We start from the raw sequence: 23,372 nt of genomic DNA on the forward strand, positions 1-23,372 counted from the left end.
GACAGACGGCGCAACAAGCTGCCTTTTAGCGGGAAACGGTGCATGTTCATAGCGGCTTCGTTACCTTTGCGGCAAACTCTGAAATGTTTTGCTTATGGAAATAGTATCTATCGAGAAAAAGACCTTCGAGATGATGGTGGCGTCCTTCAACGCCCTCGCGGAGAAGGTAGCCGCCCTGAGGCGCAGGAGCGACGGCGGGCGGCAGGAAAGATGGCTCACGGGCGAGGAGGTCTGCGGGCAGTTGAGAATCAGCCCGCGCACGTTGCAGACGTTACGCGACAAGCGGCTTATCGGCTACTCGCAGATAAACCGCAGGTTCTATTACAAGCCGGAAGAAGTCAGGAGACTGATTCCGCTTATCGGTACGCTCTATCCCGGCGGCAGATAATCTTATTATTCACCCACTGAATCCAAAGTTATGATGAACGAGAACAACGATGTTTTTACACTGGAGGACGAGCCGCTTGCCACAGTGGTGCAGAATATGCGCAAAGGCTCTAAATGGCTCTCCGCATTTTTGGAAAGTTACCGTCCGCCGCTGGACGGGGAACGTTACCTGACGGACAGGGAGGTGGCGGACTTGCTCCGTGTCAGCCGCCGCACCTTGCAGGAGTACCGCAACAACAGGGTGCTGCCCTTTATCCTTTTGGGAGGGAAGGTGCTTTACCCCGAATCCGGGTTGCGTGAGCTGTTAGAGGTGAACTACCGCAAGCCGCTGGAATAATGTTCTGGCATTCCGGAATAAAATGCGTACCTTTGTAGTTAAAAATGAAATACCATTATGCTTCGGAGTGAATTTGCAAAATTGTTAGAATCCACAATAATTCCTGAAGGAATAGAGCAAGAGGACATAAAATCTCGAATCTATCCAATAAGTGCAGCATTGATGTCAATGTTGCCGCAAAAACTGTATAGATATAGGAGTTGTTCAACATTAAACCTTGATGCTTTTGATAAGGATTTGGTTTATGCTGTTACTGCTGATAAGTTTAATGACCCCTATGACACTCTTGTTTATTATAGTTTGGATAATATTCAAGAGCAAATGAGAGCCTGTTGTACAGAAGAATTTCTTGAACAATTCAAACAGATACTTGAAAATAAAGATTTTGATTTTCCTCCAAGTGTAATCCAATTTTTCGGAAAAAACAATTTGGCAGGTTTTAAAAAACAGGTAATATCATGTAATGGTATAAATCCATTGAGATTAGCTCTTTTTAGTGCTGCAATGGAAAACATATTGAAAGAAATCCTATTAAAAATGGGGGATACATTAAAGATCGTATCTACGATAGCATGTTTAAGCGAAAACATAGATTCTGTTATAATGTGGAGCCACTATGCCCAAAATCATGAAGGGTTTGCATTGGAATATGATTTAAGGTTCTTATTAGAACAAGGAGAAATGAATTGTTGTATTTTGCCTGTTATATATGATAACGACCGTTTTGATGCAAATAGCTTTATTCAATGGTATATAGCAAAGAGTTTGGGGCTGGATGTTAAAAATATAGATTCACTATCACATTTGAAAATGGCTATTCACAAATCCACACAGTGGGAATATGAAAATGAATGGCGTATTATTCATTCCGAGAAACAACCTGCCACACATTCTCGTGCAACAAGCCTGAAAATTGTTCCTAAAGCAATCTATTATGGAGAGAGAATTTCAAATATCAACAAGAAAATATTGCATTATATAGCACAAGAAAAAGGAATTGCGGAATTTGATATGTACATTGATTGTGGCTCATTAAAGTATGAGATGTTATATAAGCCATCTCAATTTTGATACCTCATATTCTTTAACAAATAATTCGTATATTCCAAATTGACTATCTTAAAGTTAAAACGGACAGCTTGATGGTTGTCCGTTTTTAATTGATTGTCATCGTCTTTTCAGCAGTAACCGCCTTTTCCGCTATGTACGAATACCATGTAGGCGATATGCTTGTCTTTTGCGAGTGCCTTGTCCATCAGCCAGCGGCGGAAAAGATGGGCGTGGTAGGTGTTCAGCCGAAAGGCGACAGGGATGATGATTTCCAGCGAATACACGTCGGCTGAAAGCCCGTTTTCAAGCCGCATGTAGCGGCACACCTCGTAGTCGTTCAGCACGTCCGGCTTGCGGACGGCTCTGATGGCGGCGTTCACTGCCGGGACGCCCGTGTGGAACAGTCCGGCGATTTCTGTGGCGGTCATCCATATCTCGTTACCGGTTACGCTGACCGTGTTGTCCTCTATGATAATTATATCACGTTTCATGGCTTCTCTGTTTTAGATGGTGCAACCTGCAAATTCCTCGATGCCGTTCAACCTTGCGGCAAGATTCTCCATGTCTTGGTTGAGCTTCTCTTTGGTGATTTTCGCGTATATCTGTGTAGTCTTTATGCTCTTGTGTCCCAGCATGGAACTCACCGTTTCGATGGGTACGCCGTTGGAGAGGAACACCGTCGTGGCTGCCGTGTGGCGGCTCTGATGCCACGTGATGTGCTTGGTGATGCCGCAACGCTTGGCGACGGAACGGATTCCGGCAAGGCACGTGTTGTAGTGGGGAACGGGGAAAATCCTGCCGTTCCCGCACAGCCCCCGGTATTTGTCGATGATGCGCTTTGCGATGTCGAGCAGGCGGATATTGGATACCACGCCCGTCTTCTGGCGGTTGATGTTTATCCACTCGTGTTCGTCGAAGTAGGTATGGATGTTCTCTTCCGTCAGGTTGCGCATGTCGGCGAACGACAAGCCCGTGAAGGCGCAGAACAGGTAGAGGTCGCGGTAAAGCTCCTGCTTGGCGTTTTTCAGCCTGCCATCCATCAGCAGCCGGATTTCCTCTTTCGTCAGGAAACTGCGTGTCGTTTCCTCCTTCTTGATTTCATACTCGCGGAACGGGTCGCGTGTGAGCCACTCGTTGTTGATGGCGATGAACACCATCGTCCGCAAGGGGCAGACATACAGCCACACGGTGTTGGTGCAGCAGTGCTTGTCCGTGCGAAGGAACATTTCGAAGTCGGAGATGAAAGCGGACGTAAGCTCTTTCAGCGCGATGTCCTTCACGCGGTAGCGGATGGTGAGGAACTCTTGCAGGTGCTTGTAAACGGTCTTGTACTTCAAGAGCGTGCCTTTGGCTTTCATGCCAGCATCCACCTGTTTCTCGTAGTCCTCGTTGTGCTGGCGGAACACCTGCATCAGCGTGTGGTAGCGGTGTTCCAGTCCGAGAAAGGCGTTCTTGACCTTCTCCGCCGTGACGAAATTGTCACGCTCCATGATTTCCTGATAATGTTTGTTGATGCGCACACGCATCTTGTCGAGCATGCGGTTCGTTTCGAGTGCCGCCGAGCTTCTGCCCGTGACACGTCCCCCTTTGGTGTCCCACAGCTTGGGATCGACGGTCAGTTTACAACTGAACTGCGTCTGGCTGCCGTCCACCGTGATGCGTCCCATGACGGGTACTGTCCCGTCCTTTTTCACTACCTGACGTTTGAGGTAGTAGATTACTGAAAATGTACTCTTCATCGTCCTTAATTTTTTTAGGTTCAAAATTAGTTGGTGAAGAGTCCGGTGTCGGTACGCAAAACGGGGAGGAACGGCGCAATCTTTTTTCGTAACCGGATTTATTGCGTGGGTTGTCAGTAACTCACTAATCTTTAACGCCTTGTTTCGCTATCCGTGTCCGTTTGTCGCCCTTTCGGGCATGGTTACGGACAAGTAACGTAGCGGCGTCCTGATTTGGCTTCAGCGGTGATTGCGATGGCTTCACGAATAATCGGAAACCCGACTGAAACCCTTGTAACTCAATTCTATCACTATATCTTTCCGCATTTCACTTTTTTGTAGTAACTTTGCTATTAGATTTTGTTAGTACTTAATTTTAGGTTCACAAAAATGTGAAACAGAGAAAGTATTAATAGCCGAGGAATTGGGGAGAGTGTTGCACCACTTTCCCCCTTTTTATTCCTCGTTTTGATGTCTATTTACTTTCGTTTTATTCTACTCCGTTGTGTTACATAGGCATTAAACTTTTAATCAGATTATTAATATATCGTTATCTCTCGCTGTGACAGTATTTTGTACTCAAATAAGTCCGCACGGCTAATCGCTTTCAGAATCGTTTCAATCTGATCGCTTTGCCGGAACTTACCCGAAATAATCTTACTCAACAGAGATGGATCATCTACAGTAAAATGAATATCATACCATTGCTCCAATCTTTCCAGCACTTCGCCCAACGGTAATTCTTCAAAGTCATAGATTCCTTGTTCACGGTATTCCTTTCCTCCAAAATGAGAAGAGGACTTAACCAGTTTTCCATCTATCAAAGATACTTTCTCGTCAGGTAATAAGTTTACCGACTCTTCAGGATATCCGGTAGAGCTGACTCTCACTTTACCCGAAAGCAAGTCTGTCTCAAACTTCTCGCTATTGCTATAAGCATATACATTAAATTCCGTACCAAGCACTCTTACATCATACTTCTGCGTTTGTACTGTAAAAGGACGGGAAGCATCCTTTGTCACTGTAAAAAATCCCTCTCCATCCAGTTCTACCATACGGGCATCGGACGAGAAAACAGAAGGCCACCTCAATGTAGAAAGTGAACTCAACCATGCTTCACTACCATCCGGCAGAGTTAAATGTACCCGTTGCCCCTTCGGAACTGTAATCTCCGTATAAGAGGGAGTCTCCGAACCAACAAGCATATACCAGGCAAGCATCCACGTCAGAGCAATCATAGCGGCTGCCGAAGTAGTATATCGTATGACTTGCAACACCCGTTTCCGCCTCAGCTTTTTCTCCTGGCGGTTCATCAGTGCTTCCAGATTCCGTTCGCCTTTCAAAGAATCATCTTCTCTGGGTAATAATCCGGACAGACCTACGATATTTTGCATTTCTGCAAATTCCCGTTTCATATCTTCGTTCTTTTCCAGTTCCTGAAAAAGCTCCCGTTTTTCCTCTTCGGTCGGTTCTCCGAAAAAGTATTGATTCCATTTCTCGTTCATCATATTGCGCGCTTTTAATAAGAAGACACAGCAACTTACATTTACCACCAAAGGAAAATGAAAAAAATCAAAGAAAATTTTAACGGGAGAAAAATACAGTTATCAAAAAGAGTGGATTTATCATTCCAACGGAGTGAAAAACAGTGCAGTTTCAGATTCCGAATAAAAGCAATAAAGGCATACAATGACGCAATTCTTCCCGAAGTTTCCTCAAAGCGATAGCCATTTGACCTTCTACCGTATTCTGCGAAATGCCAAGGGATTCGGCTATTTCACGATATTTCATACCCTTCAGCTTACTCATGACAAATATTTCCCGGCAACGTTCCGGTAAGCTATCAATTGCACGGCAGATCTGTTTTTCTACTTCATCTATCGACATTTGAGAGTCATCAAGTAGTTGCAGACTATAAAGTTTCAGTTTAAACTCCTGCTCCATAATATCAGAAAGCGGCTGTCTGCGGTCTACTATAGAAAGTTGTGAACGAAGGAAGTTCAGACAGCGATGCTTGACAGCGGAGAAAAGATATGCATCGGGTTGTTGCAGTTCCGGAAGTATCTCTTTACGTTCCCATAAATAGAGGAAAAAATCTTGTACTATATTCTCTGCGTCTCCCATAGCTCCTACATAAAGGGAAGCGAAACGAACCAAACGGGCATAGTAGGAAACATAAAGCTTTGAGAAAAGCTTTTGTGCCGTCAAGGGTTCGGAAGATGGAAGAGAATGTATCATAAACCTCATATTAGATGCACAAAGGTAACAAAAGAAACAGCAAAGACAAAGCCTGACTTTAAATTCCTATTGTATGACCGGTACAGATCAAATCAATTAAGATTCTCTCCGTACCGGTCAATGAAAAGTATACTAAAACCCTATTGAAACTACTTGGAATAAGAATATGGGAAGTCTGCCGGTTGGGTACCTCTTTGCTGATTCGGTACGCTGTCCATCGACAGATTCAGTTCTCCGCCCTGTTTCAGTTCATCATGCGTCAGATAGTTGCGTGTGAATTCTTGTCCATTCAACAGAGCTTTCCTTATGTATGGACGGTCTGCCGCATTATCTGCTGCTGAAACGACGAAGTTTTTCCCTTCGGGAAGATGCAGAGTTACCTTTTTAAATAACGGAGAACCTACCGCATATTCAGGCATTCCCGGACAAACCGGATAGAAACCCATAGCAGAAAATACATACCAGGCAGATGTCTGCCCGTTGTCCTCGTCGCCACAGTATCCTTTACTTCCGGAATTGTAAAGTTTGTCCATAACATTACGGAGATGGTACTGTGTTTTCCAGGGCTGACCGATATAATCATACAAGTAAATGGCATGCTGCACTGGTTGGTTGCCATGCGCATATTGTCCCATATTCAAGGCAACCATCTCAGCTATTTCGTGGATAACGAAACCATAGGTTCCATAGTTATAGGTGTTCGGAGCCACAAACATAGAGTCGAGTCGGGCTATCATCGGTTCATGTCCGCCCATCAATTCGGATAAGCCTTCCGGATCGTGAAACACACTCCAAGTCCAGTGCCAGGAACTTCCTTCTGTGAAAGGGCCGCCCCATTCCGTAGCATCAAAACGATCACGCCAGTTGCCTTTGGCATCTTTTGTCCACATAAAACCGTGTTCTGGATAATAGAGATTGCGGTAATTCTGAGCTTTCTGATAATACTGGTCTGCGATATCCTGTTTACCCAGCGATTCCGCAAAGCGGGCGATACACCAGTCAGCATAAGCATATTCGAGTGTTTTGGCTGTAGCTTCGGGAACTTCCGGATAAGGCACATAACCGAGCTTATCATAATACTCGAAGCCGTCACGCCCTACAGAAGCTATTTCCGCATGACGAGCTTGTGTCTGATGAATCATCGCTTCCAGAGCTTTTTCGGCATCTACCGTTTGTATCCCCTTCATCCATGCATCGACTAATAAGGAAACAGAGTTATTGCCAATCATACAACCACGATGACCGGGACTCGCCCATTCCGGCATAAAGCCACTTTCATTATAAGCATTAAGGATAGATTGCGTCACACGTTCCGAAACCTCCGGATAAAGTAACGTGAACAACGGATGAACCGCACGGAACGTATCCCAAAAGCCATTGTCAGTATACATATAACCGTCATGCACGCTACCGTCATAAGGACTGTAATACACAGGATTTCCTTGTGAATCAAACTCATAGAACTCACGTGGAAAAAGTAATGTACGATACAGGCAGGAATAGAAGGTACGAAGTTGTTCGTCTGCTCCTCCTTCCGCTTCTACACGTCCAAGGTAATTATTCCACTGTTCACGGGCTTTCCCGCTGATCAGTTGTACATCCGTATCGGCTACTTCACGATTAAAGTTGATGGCAGCCTGTTCGGGACTGATAAAAGAAGAGGCTGTACGTATGGTCAGCTTTTCACCTGCCGGAACATCAAATTTCAGATAGGCACAAGTATAATCGGCCGCTACATCGGTTTGATGGTGCAACAAAGTATCTCCATTGTAAGTACCGTATTCTATGACGGGATGACTGAATTCCATCATAAAGTAATTAGCGAAGTTATCCGGCACACCTCCGTTATTATAACGTGTCGCACCTTTTACCAGCCGTTTTTCCGGTTCAATCGTTATTGAACTTCCTCCGTTGTATGCATCTACCACTACATACTGGTCTTCCTTTTCGGGGAAAGAGACTTCGAATACAGCTCCGCGGGAAGTAGCAGAAAGAGACGTCTGCAATCCGTTATTGAATGTAACACTGTAGTTATAAGGAGTCGCTTTCTCCTGTTGATGTGAGAAAGGAATCAGACGTTCTTTGTGACTCATTTTCAGTTCTCCGGCAAGCGGCATAATGGAAAATGTACCATAATCATTTATCCAGGGACTGGGCTGATGTGTCTGCCGGAAACCGCGCATCAGACTGTCAGTATACGTATACATCCATCCGCTGCCATTCTCCCCCGTCTGCGGACTCCAGAAGTTCATCCCCCAAGGTACCGCCACAGCAGGATAAGTATTACCATGCGAAAACGCAAAAGTAGACTCGGTACCCATCAAAGGATTCACGTAGTCTACAAACTCTACCGTCTTCTTTGACTGCTGACACGAAGTGAGCAGAAAAGGAAGACAGATTGATAAGAAAAACAATCTTGTAACCATATCTATTATTATTTGCTTAAGTTTCACAAGCCTTCTGTATCACTTCTCCTTCCACGTTAAAACAGAGAAAGCCATGCAGAGAGCCTGTGAAACTCAGGTTAATTAAAATACCTCACTCAGATACTTCTTCGTCTGTTCCGGACGCTGGCTCATACGCAAACGCCACACCAGTTCCTGCATATTTACGACTTCAAAACTATCGTTCAGATGTCCTGCACAAAGCTTTGCCGCTCCGGCTCCACGAATATCCCCGGACTGGTTCTCAATCAGCGGATCTTCCGTCTGTCCATGATCGGAGAAATTACTCCATGCATGCACACATACGACAGAAAAACTTTCCTGCTGTGCTTCCTGTTTCAATCTTCCGGCAATATAGGCAGGGGTACCTTCACGTTCCGCATTCCGGTTTCCAAAATTCCACAAAGAGTATTTCACCGTAATGACCGGGATATCATACCCTGCTTTATTCGTTACCCAAATAACATCTCCTTCACCTCCTGCATAAGGGCTATACTGAAGCGCTACGATACCTTCCAACTGGTCATTGGCATCTACATAAGCCTGAAATGCTTCTTTGGCAGCCTCTGATTTTACGTTCATAGCCATTACACCCAACAGTTTCACACGATGTTGACGCATATGCGCCGAAAGGCGTTCTGCCACGACTTTCAGATTCTTCACCCGGTCGCCATTCTCGCTATAATTGTCTACGTAGTAGTAACCGCCTCCCAGCATTTCCAAAATAGAGCAATTCGGCTTTTGCTGACTCAGCAGATTATCGAATTGTGCCGGTGCCATCATCGGAAGCACTGAAGCAGCAATACCATACGTCATCCGTACTTCTTCCGACTCCGCCGCATTATAGAAATCTTTAAAGTCATTCATCATCCACTGGATATTGTCACCATCGGAAAGGAAGAAAGAAACGAAATTCTTTTTCTTTGTATAATCCAGAAACTGCGGATTCTTCACGCGAGCCAATGTCGATTTCTGACGTTGAGAATAAAGCAATGAAGTCAAGGAGTGATTGTAACTCCAGTCACAAGGGATCATCGGATGACCGCTTTTGGAAACCAAATCGACAAAAGCATCTTCACTTACTCCCTGTTCCCATCCGTAGACAGGTGCATTCGGTTCCAGCCAGGCAAGGATTTCTTTCAGCAAAGCTGTGTTTTGTCCGGCTATCGAAGTTCCCTGACGCTTATTCAAGTTCAATACGAAAAGTTCATTCTTAATAGCAAACTCACGCAATTCACCGGTTTGTACAGGCATAATCACCAATGCTTTGTTGCTGCACTTGTCTTTGAACTCCGCCCATGCCTGTGCAGTAGTTTTGCTTCTTGCATCATATTTCATGGTATATCCTGCTTCTTCATAATATTCCTTGTCACGGACATCCACAATAATAGAATTATAAACATGAGAAGCAACAGATGCTACGACACCACTCTCCGGATTATGCTCAATATCCGTCAATACATATCCGTCGAACATTCCTTTCAGCTGAATAGTCACTCCATCGGACGGACCATAATCATTACGTGCCAGTTCCAGTCCGCTCTGCATCCCCTGTTCGTGGATACCCATATCTTCGAGTGCCTGCTTAGACAGTTTATAAGAATCACTACCACCGTGATCGTGCAGCCAAACGGCTATTTCACTTGTTCCCTGTTCTACGGCACGATTAGCCAGACCGGCCAATGACTGACACATCAGGTGGTACTGCAATCCGCGTACTTTCTCTGTTTGTCCCAGCTCATTACGGCTGCCTACCGTTACGACTTCCACACAATTCCAGTACTTCTTCGGTTTCACCTTCATTTCCGGCATATAGTATTGACCCACATTACTGATCGGATCATAAGCATCTGTATAAAGGGACGTGTTGCTTTCTTCGTTCAATCCTTGATTGATTTCCGGTGATTCGTACACTTCACAACTAGCCATTGTCAAGCTGAGCAACAGTGCAGCGCCACATATAGTCGTTTTCATAATTACTTCTTTCATTTGTTAGTTAACCATTAATCAATAACCTTCATTCTGCGATAATCCATCTACCTTGTTCCGTTCATCTTGCGGAATGGGGCGTACCAGATGGTTCTTGTTCAAATTATCATACTTCACCACAAACGGATTGTATGCGGGTACACGTGTCAGCAGTGTCTGAGTACGTTTCAAGTCAAACCAGCGGTCATGCTCTCCCATCAACTCACGGGCACGTTCATCCATAATAACGTTTATATCCAGATCTGTCAACTTCATTGCTTCATAAGCGGTCGCATTTTTAGCGGCACGCTTACGTATACTGTTGATGCGTTCCAATGCCAGTTTCTTGTTTCCGGCACCCAGATAAGCCTCAGCACACAACAGGTAGGTATCACCCAAGCGGAAAATGACATCTTCACGAGAACCGCCTTCGCCCCATTGTATCTTGGTATCGCTGAACTTACGTACCATCGGCATACGATCTGAAGCAGTTTCCAATACAGGAAGTGCCGTAGATTGCGGATACCACACATATTCATCGTCCTGCTTGAACGGATAAAACCTTTTCGCATTATTACTCATACCCGATTTATCGTTCCAACGGGGGAAATAGATTCCCAGCTTACCGTAATCAGCATTATCCGGATTGTTTATGTAATATTCACGTTTGAACGTCGCATCGTAACGGGTATCCGCTTCCGGGTCCGTATAAAGCTCGTGCGCTTTCGGATTCACCCAGTATTTACGGGAAACACTAGAGTAATCATTCTGATTCTTAATGAACAGATCCGGCTCCAATGCTACAATGTTAAATCCAAACTGTGCCTGTTGCGGATTTCCATCACCCCGATAGTTCTTATCCAGTCCATATTGAATCGCCCAGATTACTTCCGAATTAGCCTGATTGTTTTCATCGAACAAAGCAGCATAGTTTTCCTGCAAAGCATAACCGGAGGCCGGATTCTCTACCAGCAAATCAAATGTCGTTGCTGCATTGGAGAAGTCGTCTGTTTCAGCAAAGGATTTGTAAGCACGTGTCAGATACATTTTCCCTAAAAAGTGAATGACTGCGGCGTTCGTTACCTTTCCGGCTGAAATCGTGGTCATGTCCAGTTTATCCTTTATATCATTCAGTTCGGTAATGATGAAAGTGTAAATAGCCTGTTCACCGGTACGTTCCGCCTGCTGGATAACGCTCGTATTCTCTTCGGTGAGCAAAGGTACGGGACCGAATGTTTCTACCAGATAATAGTAAGCCATTGCCCGGAAAAAGCGGGCTTGTGCAGTCAGCGAAGTATAATCGCTTCCTGCAATATCCGGTGTGCAGCGATTCAGCAGGATGTTACTTTCCTGCACAATCTTATAGAGTACTTTCCAATAATCGCCTACAATCGGAGCGGTGGAGTTGAAAGTCTTGTCATAGCCGTTGAACATACGTTCAGCAGGTTCTTCGGAAATAGCCATGTAGATATCAGTTCCGTAATACTGCAATTCGCCTGTATTGAAAACATTGCGGTAACGGGCATTGATATCTGTCAACAATTTCTGTTGTCCTTCTTTAGTATTATAGAAATCGTCCGTTACTGCCGAAGGGTTATAACTATCCAGAAAATCGGAGCATCCGCTTAGCAAACAGATTGCTAACAGTGCCAAATATTTAATTTGTTCTTTTACTCGTTTCATAAGGTTTCAAGTATTTAGAAGGTTAAATTCACTCCAAAAGTAAATGTCATCGGATAAAGCGACAAAGACTTGTATACGTCTTCACCAATCGTTTCGGGATCCGGACCGAGATAGTCGGTGAAAGTAAACGGATTCTGCACATTGATGTAAGCACGTGCATTTTTCATTTTCATCTTCTTCATCCAGTTTTCCGGAAGGGTATATCCCAACGTGATATTCTGTATTTTCAGGAACGAACCGGAGATCTTACCTAATACCTGAGTATGGTAGGATTGCGCACCGATCTGCTGGTATTCATTACTGTGGTTTTCCGGAGTCCAGTACTTCACATTCAGTTTGTTCCAGTGTTCATTATCCCATGCGGTAAACATATAAGTGAAGTCATCATTGTAGACACCACCGATACGTGCATACATATAGAAAGACAAATCCCAGTTCTTGTAAGTAAAGGTATTGGTCATACCCGCTGTCCAGTCGGGTGACGGAGAGCCGAGTACTTTATAGTCACGTTCATCAATCACATAGTTCTCGTCCAGATCAGCTACACGGATATGTCCCGGCACTTGTCCGTATTTAGCAGCCAGTTCCTTATCTTCCGTCTGCCAAATTCCTACCTTTTCCAGATCATAGATCACCTTCATCGGCTGACCGATGAACCAACGGTTAGCCAAGTCATCCTTTTTATCACCGTAGAGGTCTACAATCTTATTACGGTTCAGAGAGAAAGTCAGATTTGTCTTCCACGTAAAGTCCTTCTTTGAGATGTTCACCGTGTTCAGCCCTATTTCCACCCCTTTATTGGAGGACGTTCCTATATTCTCAAGGATAGAGCCATAGCCGTTGAGGTTACCTACCGAACGGGCGAAAATCAAATCTTTCGTAGTACGGTTATACACATCAATCGTACCGTTGATACGGTTATTCAGGAAGCCGAAATCAATACCGTAGTTCCACTCCGAAGTCATCTCCCAACGAAGATCTTTGTTACCTTTGCGGTCGCCTAGTCCGAAAGCATTTTCACCTTTACCTCCATAGATATAATGTGTCAGGTCCAGCTTTGTCCAGGTAATATCATGGTCAATACTATTGTTTCCCGATTTACCCCAGCTGACGCGGAGTTTCAGACTATTCAGCCAGTCTACGTTTTTCAGGAAATTCTCATTCTTCATCTGCCAGCCGACAGCTGCCGACGGCATAAATCCCCACTGATTGCCGGTAGCCAGACGGGAAGTTCCGTCATATCGCCCTGTTACAGTAAACAAGTACCGATCCATCAACGTATAGTTGACACGTCCCATGAAAGAAAGCATGGATGACTCCCAATAGTAACTCTTCACATCACGAATTTCTTCGGCTGTTTCGATCGCATGCCAGTCCGAGTTGTAAGGCAGACCGTCGCCACGCATTTCGGAACCCTTATGAGTTTCTTTCTGTACGCTATACAAACCGATAGCATTCAGACGGTGAATATTCTTCCAGGTTTTATCATAAGTAATGATATTGTCCCATACCCAGTTCATATTCCGTCCTTCTTTCCGGTAAGCTTCCGGTGCATTGAGACCTCCTTTGGCTTGTGTCATCGTACCTACCCATTCTCCGTAAACATCCGAATCATACTGAACCGCAATCTGCGATTTAAAGCTCAGTCCTTTGATCGGCTGATATTCCAGATAACCGGAGAAGTTGGTATAGTTTGCTTCTTTCTCTCTTTTATTATTTTCAATCTGAACAAATGGATTGATCTTGCTGGAAGTCGGCTGACAATTAAACAGGTAGCTTCCGTCCTTATCATACGGACTGACCGTAGGCGGCAGGAAATAAGCGTTAATCAATGCATCATTCGCTCCTTCATTCGTGTTATTCAGAGAAACATAGCTGTTAATCCCAGTTTTGAATTTATCAGAAAAACGATATTCCAACCCAACATTAGCCGTAATACGTTCAAAGCTTTCATCGCCTACCATACCGTCATCCTTCAAGTATCCCAAGCCGAATGAGAAAGAGAGTTTGTCTGTACCTCCGGTAGCGGAAACAGAATGACTGGTAGTCAATGCATTCTGCGACAGTTCACGTAACCAGTCATAGTATTCGCCATGTTTGATACGGCGTTTTTCATCATCAGTCAAGAAGTCCGGACGGCTCAGTGAAGCATCACCATACTTCTTTTTCCACAAAGCGGTGCGATAGTCTACATATTCCAGTCCATTGCCCATGTTACCAATCATTTCAGGAATACGGGTAGGAGTCTTGAAACCAACGTAACCCGAATAGTCGATATTAAAGCCCTGACGTTTGTTAGCCCCTTTGGTAGTGATAATCACCACCCCGTTTGCACCACGCGAACCGTAGATTGCACTTGAAGAGGCATCTTTCAAAATGTCGATAGATTCAATATCGGCAGAGTTCAGATGACGCATTCCTGTTTGGGAAGGTACTCCGTCAATCACGTATAAAGGTTCATTCGAGAAATTGAACGAGTTGATACCGCGAATCTCTATTTTCGTATCCGAACCGGGACGATTGGAAGTCTTATTCACAAGTACACCACCGACACGTCCGTTCAGTGTTTCAGTGACATCGGTAGTCACCAGTTTACTTAATTCTTTGCTGGTAACGGATTGGATAGAACCTGTCAAATCTTTCTTTTCTACCGTACCATAACCAATAACGACTACTTCATTCAACTGCTTGGAATCATCTTTCAACTGAATGGTAAGGCTCGACTGATTCTGGTTTACAGTCAGTTCCTGCGTCACGTATCCTATAAAAGAAACAGCAATCGTTTTTCCTTTCGGAACCTGAAGACTAAAATTACCATCCAAGTCAGTCACCGTACCGGTAGACATTCCTACCACCTGAACGCTGGCTCCGGGCAACGGTTCTTTTAAAGCGTCTACTACCACACCTTTTACTGTAAGCACCTGCTGTGCCTGCACACTTACCCATCCGCACATCAGAAGTAGCAGGCAGAGGAAAGCCTTTATTTTTATCGTATTATTTTTCATACTCTTCGTCTGTCTATTAAGGTTAGTTCTCAACTTTAAACCATTTGTAGTTACCTACAATTTTCGCAACGTGTTTTCCTGTCTTATCCGGAATGTTGGTAACGTCTTCGGCCACTGTCGTGAAATCCCATGCACATACCAGTCCGCTTTCTGTTCCCGTTACATCCGAGTTCATCAACGTTTTTACTTCATTCGCCGATTTCGCAGTACTCCACATACGGAATTTCTTAATAAATCCGGTCATACAGCGTGAGTTGTCAGTCGGTTCCTGGAATGCCCACATATTCTGGTTACGGGTGTTAGGCATATAATTCTGTAATACTCCGGCATCATTCTTCACATCATTTGTCTTACTGAAGAATAATTCACCATTGACATACATCTTCAACTGTCCTTCAGACAAAGTATTATCCCACACCGTCACGACATGATTCCATTTACCAAAATTATCAGGATAAGCGCGGCCTTCTTCCAATACGCGGCCTTCCTGCGGTCCCATACCGATCGTTGTACGAAGATTTGAGCCTAAGAAGTTGATCATCCATCCTTCATTCGGCTGCTTACCGTCAAAAGTAGAGAGGAAACTTCCAATTCCCGACTCAAAGAAACCGGCATCATACTTCACCCAGCTTTCTACGGTGAAAGTATTACCGCCACCATAGGCAGGATCGGAACCAAATTCAATACGCCCTTTACCGTCAATACCAAATACTTTTAATTCGGCAGGCGTACCCGGTTGCAATGTCTGTTGATAGGAATCCTGAAATTCGGCAATCGCTTTTTCGGCGGCTATACAGTAGTTATCTATTTCATACTGTAGAACAAAGTAGCCTGCCATACCTTTAGAAATACCTGTTTGCAGTTCTTCGACAGCTTTTTGCAGGTTCTGGGCATTTGCCAATGGGAAAGTACCGTCACTTGTACCGATCTTTGCGGTATCAAGCATGTTTGTCATGTCGGTCAGATGCGTGTACATGCATTCAAGTGCAATAGGCCGCACCGAATCGCCGTTATCGCTCTTGCACGAGCTGATACACCAAACCAACAAACTGAATAAACAAAGTTTCATAAAGAATCTTGTTTTCATACGTATTAGGTTTTTAAATAAAACAATAAGTAAATAACATCGCTGCAAACATAATGTAGCGAGGTTAAGCAACTTATTAGTGATGGGTTAATAACGGATTAATAAGCGAATAAATATCATTAACCGATATGTTTTTATCGATGAAAAGGAGGATTTTTGCTCATCAGTTCTGCATAAGAAGTAGAATATTCTTCATTCATCATTTGCCTGTACTCACGCACAAACAGGGAATATTGCAGAATCGCTTCTTGTGACGAACCTGTATGGTTAAGGGCATGCATACCATAAGCCAGTGCCAGCTCATTAACCGGATCAACCCGGAAAAGCACATTACAGAAACGGATGACGGCATCATACTTACGCTGCTGATACAGACGTTCGATTTCCAGTGGCAGGAAGGAAGACAAGAACTCTTCTACTTTCTGTTTGAAGTGATCCATCATTCCCGCATCCATACCATCAAGGAATTTGCCACGCATTAATAAAATGCCGAGTTCATTCTCGACCTCTTCAGCATTCTTCAAGGTGCGAAAACGGAAATAATCACAATAACAGTCAGTAAACACTAGTCTGAAATATCCCTTGTCGTGTACAAGTTCCACTCCATCCAGCTCAGCCAGATTTTTGCGAATCTGATTGATCGTTACCCCTTTCAGGTTTTTCACCTTGTCGTCGGGTTTATCGGCCCAGAAAACCTCATTCAAGGAGGCAGATAATACTCCATTATGGGTACTATGAAGCAAGATATAGATGAAAACCTGCCGTAAACGGGAACTGAACAAATGAGTAATATCCCGCCCATTCCGGTCAATTACCGTAAAAGGACCGAATAAATAAACTGCATTCGGACGAACGATGGATGATTCAAAATCTTCTTTTGCAGGCATTTCTTTTCCCAGTACACTTTTATCCGGTTCTCTTCCGACAGGTGGTGACATGAGCACAGAAGATGATTCCGGAACCGCATTTCTTTGTTTTCCCCTCTTTCTCCTGACAAACAGCACACCTCCGGCAAGCAATAATACTCCTATTCCTGCCATTATCCATAACCAACGAATCTCCAGAGAAGACCTGGAACCGTAAGAACGGATTTCATCCAGAGAAACCGGAGGGGCGGACAACACATAAGTCCGAATCACCGTATGCCCCTTCTTGTCAAATTCTGTGGTTGTACAGTAATACTCATGCGTCAATGAATTATAGTAAAGGTTAGCATTCGTCATAATCTCTTCCGAACGCATCGGGATGGAATCTCCCAAAGCCTTTATCGTTCCATCATCAACCGTCAAGCGATAAAGTTGCAGATAGGTATCCGAAAGATATTCCGGATAACACAGGGCATAGATATACTTCTCATCAGGAGTCAGTATCATATCACGGGCGACGACCAAACGATGGTCCGAAGCGTTCTGCCACAAACGTCGCACAGACTGCTGCTTTCTGTCAAGCAGATAAAGATCGTGAAGATAATTTCGGCCTACACTCTGCTCACCCGATTCGTTTCCCATCCCACCAAAGACATAGACATGCTCCCGGTTCTTATTGACTGCCATACCCGAGAAATAACGGGGGATAATCCGGTCGCCGGAATAAGAAAGGGTATCCCAACGGTCACCCTCGATATCATATTCGAGGAATGTATTATTAAAACGCTTATTACCAAAACCGCCAAAAACGAGATACTTCCCGGTTGTTTCATCCCAAAAGCCGTCATGATGGTGCAACTGTACCGGCAAGGCTGCTACTCCGGTCTGTTTCCACTCCTGATTATTCAGATCGAGCGCCGCTACCGTAGCATCCCCCAACGGCAGGTTATTCAATTCATAAACATAAAGTTTACCATCCGTTGTATTCATGAAGTGAGTAGCCAACTGCAATTTTACGGGTAGTTTGTTGCTATAAGAATACTTTTGTGGCTGACGTTTCAACAGATTATAAGTAAGAAGTGAATCCTGGCTGAAAATAATCAGCCGCTGACTGTCCGGCTCAAAAGTGATTCCCGAAGGAGTCTGAAAAGAATACTCAAAAAGTTTCTCCCAATGATAAGAACCGTTGATGAGCCACACCGGATTGACAACCGTACCCAAAACCTTCCCTGTAGAAGTATGCACTTCTTCCCCTTCATTTTCATTCAGAGGGAAAGTATATGAATGACTTCTATCACCTTCCAGCTTCAGATTGCGGATGGCAAAAGTGGGCATATCCAAAATATAATCATAACGTCCGAAGAAGAGGTGCGGACAAAAAGTATCTTTCAATCCTAAAGAAGTAATCTTCTTTTCGTTATCTCCGATACGAATCGTAAGTACGTCCTGTTGCAAATCGAATGCAAAAGACACAGGAATCCATTGATAAGCCAGTGCATCATTGCGCAGATTTAAAGAATAATGATTCTCTTTTCCGTCGGTATTAAACTTGAATGTACTGTTCTCACCATCCAGATAAGTATACGTAAAGCTATATTTAGTTTTCCCCTGATCTTCCTTCAGCAGAAAAACATATCCAAAAGTATCAAAATCGCGAATAGAAAGTTCAAAGCTCAACTGAAAGTTTTTCGTAAAACAAGGTATCTCCCCTTCCTGAAATATCTGAAGAGAAGTCCTTTCTTTAATTTCTTTATCATTAGCCTGAAACAACAATCCTTGCGAATAAGCAAACAGAGTCATTCCAGTCAGTAGGAATAAGAGGCAAAGCCTACGTCGTATCATAGTCTTTCGATTTATTATCACAAATATACAGGATTATTTTAAATAACCGCCTAAGCAGATGAAAATCACCTTTGTCGGTACCCTACAGTTCCGGCTGTTTCTTTCTTTAATCCACCCTTTTTTCTATCACCCAGTCATTTCCTTCCGCCCATATACTTACCTGATATCTTCTCCTGTTACCGTGTATAAATAAGACAGTCAACCACTTCTTATGCTTCATCGTCTAATATATATTTAAGTTAGCAACGTGCAAAAGTAAGAAAAGAAATAGATACCATCCATGATAGAATGCAAATTAATAAGTAACTTTGCAGAAATTTGAATCAGTACAGACTATGTGGATACTTATTATAAGTTTGGTGTTGCTAGGAATCATCGCATTGATAGCCGGATATATCCGCAACAAAAGACTGCAACAGAAGATAGAAAAAGGTGAGCTAGACCGTATGCCAGAAGTGAAAGAAGCAGATATAGAATGCTGCGGACAACACGAAGTGTGCGAGAAAGATAGTTTGCTTGCCGCCGTAAGCAAGAAAATTGAATATTACGATGACGAAGAACTGGATCAGTTCATCGGAAAGGAAGCCAATGCGTATACTGACGAAGAAACAAACCAATTCAGGGATGTGTTATATACCATGCAGGACATTGATGTCGCAGGCTGGGTACGTAGTTTGCAACTACGGGGTATCGAGTTGCCGGATGACCTCAAAGATGAAGTCTTTCTGATTATCGGAGAGAGAAGGAAGGGGGAGAGGTAATAAGTATTAGGTATTAAGTATTAGGAGGGCGTTGAAGTTGTTTTATTGATGGACGGCATTATTCTTGCTTTGATTTTTAATTTTCAATCTTTAATCTTTAATTAAAAAGTGGATCTACTTCGATATACATTCTTCCAACACGCTTTGCTGGGCAGCTTACTGGCAAGTATTGCCTGTGGGATTATCGGTACTTACATTGTTACCCGCCGTCTGGTATTTATCAGCGGAGGAATCACACACGCCTCTTTCGGAGGGATAGGACTGGGACTGTTTGCGGGAATTTCTCCCATACTGTCAGCCGCCGTCTTCTCTGTATTGTCCGCCTTCGGTGTCGAGTGGCTGAGCCGGCGGAAAGATATGCGCGAAGATTCTGCGATTGCCGTATTCTGGACGCTGGGAATGGCTTTGGGAATCATGTTCAGTTTCCTGTCACCGGGATTTGCTCCGGACTTGTCAGCTTATCTTTTCGGTAATATCCTGACCATCAATCAGGCGGACTTGTGGATGCTGGGCATATTGGCTCTGATATTAACCGGATTCTTTTATCTGTTTATCCGTCCTATCGTATATATTGCATTCGACCGCGAGTTTGCCCGTTCGCAAAAGATTCCGGTAGAGATATTCGAATATGTGCTGATGATGTTTATTGCGTTGACCATCGTCGCTTGTCTGCGTATGGTAGGCATCGTTCTCGCAATATCGCTACTCACCATTCCGCAAATGACGGCCAACCTCTTTACCTACAGTTTCAAGAAAATCATCTGGCTGTCCATCGGTATCGGTTTTCTGGGATGTCTGGGCGGTCTGTTTATTTCTTACCACTGGAAAGTCCCTTCGGGCGCTTCGATTATATTCTTCTCTATTCTGATTTATGCCGTTTGCAAGATCGGAAAGAGTTGTTGCAAGAAACAGTCATAATAATAGAATAGTATATGGAAATCAAGATTCAATCACTGGAAAGTATCCATGAGGCAGCCCGGGAATTTATCGCTGCTATGGGTGATAACACCGTTTTCGCTTTATATGGTAAAATGGGAGCCGGCAAAACAACCTTCGTCAAAGTTCTTTGCGAGGAATTAGGTGTATCAGACGTTATCAGTTCTCCTACTTTCGCTATCGTTAACGAATATCGTTCGGACGAAACCGGAGAATTGATTTATCACTTCGACTTTTACCGCATCAAAAAGCTAAGTGAAGTATATGACATGGGATACGAAGATTATTTCTACAGCGGCGCCCTTTGCTTTATCGAATGGCCGGAACTGGTAGAAGAATTACTACCGGGAGATGCCGTAAAAGTGACGATTGAAGAACTGGAAGACGGAAGCAGAGTGATCAGACTATGACCGGACAATATATCGTACAAGGAATTTTTGCGCTAGCGGGAATCACTTCCCTGCTAGCTTCCTTACTGAACTGGAACTGGTTCTTCACCACACGCAATGCCCAGACAATCGTCCGGAATGTAGGCCGCGGCAGAGCGCGGCTTTTTTACGGCATACTGGGAGTCATTATAATAGGAATGGCTGTATTCTTCTTTGTAGAAACACGGAAGGCAATGGGCCAACCCCTTTTCTAAACAAACAAGAAGCCCGATAAGGAAATAAAAGAACTACATCAGACCAATCGACGACTCCTACTACAGCAGTTGCCGTGATTTCATCTCCAGATATTTATTGATTACGTCAATCGACAGATTTTCGGGTGTCGTCAGCAGAGAGTAAATGCCATGCTGCTTTAATGTAGAAACGATCAGTCGCTTCTCAAAAGCAAACTTTTCGGCAATCACGTGCCGGTAATAATCTTCCGTATCCCTCGCCGGACTTTCGATGTACGCTTTCAAGTCAGCATCCTCAAAGAAAACCACCAGCAAACGATGTTGACGGTTGAGCTGCTGCAAGTAAGCCAACTGGCGATTCATGCTGCTGATACTGGCAAAGTTGGTATACAGAACCAAAAAGCTACGCTTATTGACGTGCTTGTTCAGATGTACACAAAGAGCCGAGAAGTCCGTTTCACCGAAAGTAGTCTGCTGGCTATACAACTTTTCAAGCAGCGTCTGCATATGTCCGGGCTGCTTGGAAGCCGGAACGAACGTATCAAAATGCTCGTCAAAAGTCACCAACCCCGCTTTATCCTCCTTCCGCATCGCCACATACGAGAGCACCAGTGAAGCATTAATCGCATAATCGAGCAAAGTCATTCCCCGAAAAGCCTGCTGCATCACCCTGCCTTTATCTATCACACTGTAAATCTGCTGAGAGCGTTCGTCCTGATAGACATTTACCATCAACTCATGCCGGCGGGCGCTCGCTTTCCAGTTAATAGTCCGGTAGTCGTCTCCCTTTACATATTCCTTGATCTGCTCAAATTCCGTTTGATGGCCTACCCGGCGGATACGCTTGATACCCAGTTCGGTAAGGTTATCACTCATTGCCAGCAATTCGTATCGGTGAAGCATCAGATAGGAAGGATATACCTTGATATCCTGCGCCTGCCCACAAGTGTACCGACGGGAAAGCAGCCCGATCTTATCGGTCACAAATACACGGATTTGACCGAAAGAGTATACTCCGCGACGGGTCGGACGAAGATGGTAACTGATTGTTTTCCCCTCGTTCGGCTGAAGGGTAGTCCGGAAACAGACATCCCGATTCTGGAAGATAAAAGGTATTTCATCTATGATCTCCAGAGAGAGAGGACGCGAATAAGTACTTTCGACACGAATGCTCACTTCATTGTCATCACCATTGGAGAAACGGTCGGAACATCGACGGAATGCCTGAATCCCCTGGGTACGGTAGAGAATATATCCGTCTGCCGATACCAACACGAATAAGGCAAAAAGCGCCCACTGCCCGATGACAAAAAACGGAGCAAACAGATATCCGCTACCCAATAAGAGGATAACCAGAATAAGGGCAATATAGAAACGACGGGTTAAGTACAATTTCGGGTTCTGAGTTTTGAGTTTTAAGTTTTGAGTTACGAATTATAGAGATTCGGTTCTTATTTGGGAACCTCCACTTTATCAATCAGGCGTTGCGTAACCTTTACCGGAGAATATCCTTCCATTTCCGCTTCCGCCGTCAGGATCAGACGATGCTGAAGCACATACGGAGCAACGAACTTAATATCTTCCGGTGTCACGAAGTCACGTCCCTGCAAAAGGGCATACGCCTTGGAGGCTTGCAACATTGCAACTGATGCACGCGGAGAAGCGCCAAGATATACAGCTTTGCTGGTACGCGTCTGCTGCACAATCAATGCAATGTATTGGAGCAGCGTACGGTCTACAAATACCTGATTCATGAAGGCACGCAGTGACAGGAGTTCTTCTTTGGTGATAGCAGGCTTGATATCGTCCAGCTTGATTAATGAAGCGTTCGTATGGTGACGTTCCAGAATATCCACTTCTTCTTCCAGCGAAGGATAGTCCATCGTTATTTTCATCAGAAAGCGGTCGAGCTGCGCTTCGGGAAGTTTATAAGTTCCTTCCTGTTCCACGGGGTTTTGTGTGGCAAGGATGGTGTAGAGTTCACCCATCTTATGAGTAATTCCGTCAATACTTATCTGACGCTCTTCCATCACCTCGAACAAGGCAGCCTGCGTTTTGGCAGGAGCACGGTTGATCTCGTCCACCAATACGATATCGGCAAAGATCGGTCCCTGATGAAAGTCAAAATCATTGGTTTTCATATTGAACACAGTGGTACCCAATACGTCGCTCGGCATCAGGTCCGGCGTAAACTGGATACGGCTGAAGTCCGCATCGATCAGACGAGCCGTCAATCGGGCAAGCAATGTCTTTGCAACTCCCGGCACACCTTCTATCAGTACATGACCATTGGCAAGGACGGCTGCCAGCACCAAGTCCACCGTCTGTTCCTGACCGACAATAACGGAAGCAATCTGATCCTTCAATTCCTGTATCTTCTCGGAAAAGAGAGTTAAATCCACTCGTTGTTCTGTATTCTCTTCCATAA

Annotated in this window: 19 protein-coding genes; 7 read left to right on the top strand and 12 right to left on the bottom strand. The window is 44.3% G+C overall.

Annotated elements, in window-relative coordinates; genetic code table 11:
- Positions 1–94 precede the first annotated feature (94 nt).
- The 3 genes from ACHLI0_RS09300 to ACHLI0_RS09310 are packed head-to-tail and all read left to right on the top strand — an operon-like array spanning position 95 to position 1,795.
- Entirely contained in the window at positions 95–388 is a 294-nt protein-coding gene (locus ACHLI0_RS09300) for a helix-turn-helix domain-containing protein (RefSeq protein ID WP_082207589.1), read from the top strand.
- 30 nt (positions 389–418) lie between these two features.
- Positions 419–724, top strand: coding sequence for a helix-turn-helix domain-containing protein (locus ACHLI0_RS09305; protein ID WP_008151629.1), 306 nt, complete (start codon positions 419–421; stop codon positions 722–724).
- Between the two features lie 57 nt (positions 725–781).
- Positions 782–1,795, top strand: a complete 1,014-nt coding sequence (locus tag ACHLI0_RS09310) for a DUF2971 domain-containing protein (protein ID WP_046147966.1) — start codon at positions 782–784, stop codon at positions 1,793–1,795.
- Positions 1,796–1,902: 107 nt separating this feature from the next.
- Here the strand turns inward: ACHLI0_RS09310 and ACHLI0_RS09315 are convergent, their stop codons facing one another.
- The 10 genes from ACHLI0_RS09315 to ACHLI0_RS09360 all read right to left on the bottom strand — a co-directional run bounded on the left by ACHLI0_RS09315 (position 1,903) and on the right by ACHLI0_RS09360 (position 18,625).
- A complete protein-coding gene (locus ACHLI0_RS09315; protein ID WP_009016622.1) occupies positions 1,903–2,265 on the bottom strand; it encodes a virulence RhuM family protein in 363 nt (120 codons plus the stop codon).
- A 12-nt stretch (positions 2,266–2,277) separates the two neighbouring features.
- Complete coding sequence (locus tag ACHLI0_RS09320) at positions 2,278–3,513, bottom strand: site-specific integrase (RefSeq protein ID WP_046147965.1); 1,236 nt, start codon at positions 3,511–3,513, stop codon at positions 2,278–2,280.
- 518 nt (positions 3,514–4,031) lie between these two features.
- Positions 4,032–5,000 carry a FecR family protein gene (locus ACHLI0_RS09325; protein ID WP_490748952.1) on the bottom strand — a complete coding sequence of 323 codons (969 nt, stop codon included), beginning with the start codon at positions 4,998–5,000 and terminating at the stop codon, positions 4,032–4,034.
- A 148-nt stretch (positions 5,001–5,148) separates the two neighbouring features.
- Entirely contained in the window at positions 5,149–5,730 is a 582-nt protein-coding gene (locus tag ACHLI0_RS09330; protein ID WP_048694054.1) for an RNA polymerase sigma-70 factor, read from the bottom strand.
- A 149-nt stretch (positions 5,731–5,879) separates the two neighbouring features.
- The gene (locus tag ACHLI0_RS09335) at positions 5,880–8,156 is read right to left on the bottom strand and encodes a GH92 family glycosyl hydrolase (protein ID WP_490748953.1); all 2,277 of its coding nucleotides are present in this window, start codon (positions 8,154–8,156) and stop codon (positions 5,880–5,882) included.
- Between the two features lie 102 nt (positions 8,157–8,258).
- Positions 8,259–10,148 carry a hypothetical protein gene (locus tag ACHLI0_RS09340; RefSeq protein WP_490748954.1) on the bottom strand — a complete coding sequence of 630 codons (1,890 nt, stop codon included), beginning with the start codon at positions 10,146–10,148 and terminating at the stop codon, positions 8,259–8,261.
- A gap of 33 nt (positions 10,149–10,181) precedes the next feature.
- The gene (locus ACHLI0_RS09345) at positions 10,182–11,825 is read right to left on the bottom strand and encodes a RagB/SusD family nutrient uptake outer membrane protein (protein WP_490748955.1); all 1,644 of its coding nucleotides are present in this window, start codon (positions 11,823–11,825) and stop codon (positions 10,182–10,184) included.
- A 14-nt stretch (positions 11,826–11,839) separates the two neighbouring features.
- Entirely contained in the window at positions 11,840–14,830 is a 2,991-nt protein-coding gene (locus tag ACHLI0_RS09350) for a SusC/RagA family TonB-linked outer membrane protein (protein WP_490748956.1), read from the bottom strand.
- A 22-nt stretch (positions 14,831–14,852) separates the two neighbouring features.
- Positions 14,853–15,917 (bottom strand): LamG domain-containing protein, encoded by a 1,065-nt coding sequence (locus ACHLI0_RS09355; RefSeq protein WP_008763984.1) that lies wholly within the window; start codon positions 15,915–15,917, stop codon positions 14,853–14,855.
- Positions 15,918–16,051: 134 nt separating this feature from the next.
- Positions 16,052–18,625 (bottom strand): Kelch repeat-containing protein, encoded by a 2,574-nt coding sequence (locus ACHLI0_RS09360; RefSeq protein WP_234120387.1) that lies wholly within the window; start codon positions 18,623–18,625, stop codon positions 16,052–16,054.
- Positions 18,626–18,960: 335 nt separating this feature from the next.
- On the opposite strand from ACHLI0_RS09360, the gene ACHLI0_RS09365 reads away from it, so the two are divergent.
- The 4 genes from ACHLI0_RS09365 to ACHLI0_RS09380 all read left to right on the top strand — a co-directional run bounded on the left by ACHLI0_RS09365 (position 18,961) and on the right by ACHLI0_RS09380 (position 20,965).
- Positions 18,961–19,386: a YidH family protein gene (locus ACHLI0_RS09365; protein ID WP_151209498.1), complete on the top strand. Its 426-nt coding sequence runs from the start codon at positions 18,961–18,963 to the stop codon at positions 19,384–19,386.
- Positions 19,387–19,494: 108 nt separating this feature from the next.
- Complete coding sequence (locus ACHLI0_RS09370) at positions 19,495–20,304, top strand: metal ABC transporter permease (RefSeq protein ID WP_008759703.1); 810 nt, start codon at positions 19,495–19,497, stop codon at positions 20,302–20,304.
- Between the two features lie 14 nt (positions 20,305–20,318).
- A complete protein-coding gene (gene tsaE, locus ACHLI0_RS09375; RefSeq protein ID WP_490748957.1) occupies positions 20,319–20,732 on the top strand; it encodes a tRNA (adenosine(37)-N6)-threonylcarbamoyltransferase complex ATPase subunit type 1 TsaE in 414 nt (137 codons plus the stop codon).
- On the top strand, positions 20,729–20,965 hold the full coding sequence (locus ACHLI0_RS09380) for an immunity 17 family protein (protein ID WP_016268643.1): 237 nt from the start codon (positions 20,729–20,731) through the stop codon (positions 20,963–20,965). Before tsaE ends, ACHLI0_RS09380 begins: the two co-directional genes overlap by 4 nt.
- Before the next feature lie 60 nt (positions 20,966–21,025).
- Here ACHLI0_RS09380 and ACHLI0_RS09385 read toward each other — a convergent pair whose 3' ends face one another.
- Positions 21,026–22,336 carry a DUF58 domain-containing protein gene (locus tag ACHLI0_RS09385; protein ID WP_011108171.1) on the bottom strand — a complete coding sequence of 437 codons (1,311 nt, stop codon included), beginning with the start codon at positions 22,334–22,336 and terminating at the stop codon, positions 21,026–21,028.
- Between the two features lie 59 nt (positions 22,337–22,395).
- Positions 22,396–23,370, bottom strand: a complete 975-nt coding sequence (locus tag ACHLI0_RS09390) for an AAA family ATPase (protein ID WP_225679651.1) — start codon at positions 23,368–23,370, stop codon at positions 22,396–22,398.
- Positions 23,371–23,372 lie beyond the last annotated feature (2 nt).

The organism is Bacteroides sp. RCH18 (genome assembly GCF_058231005.1).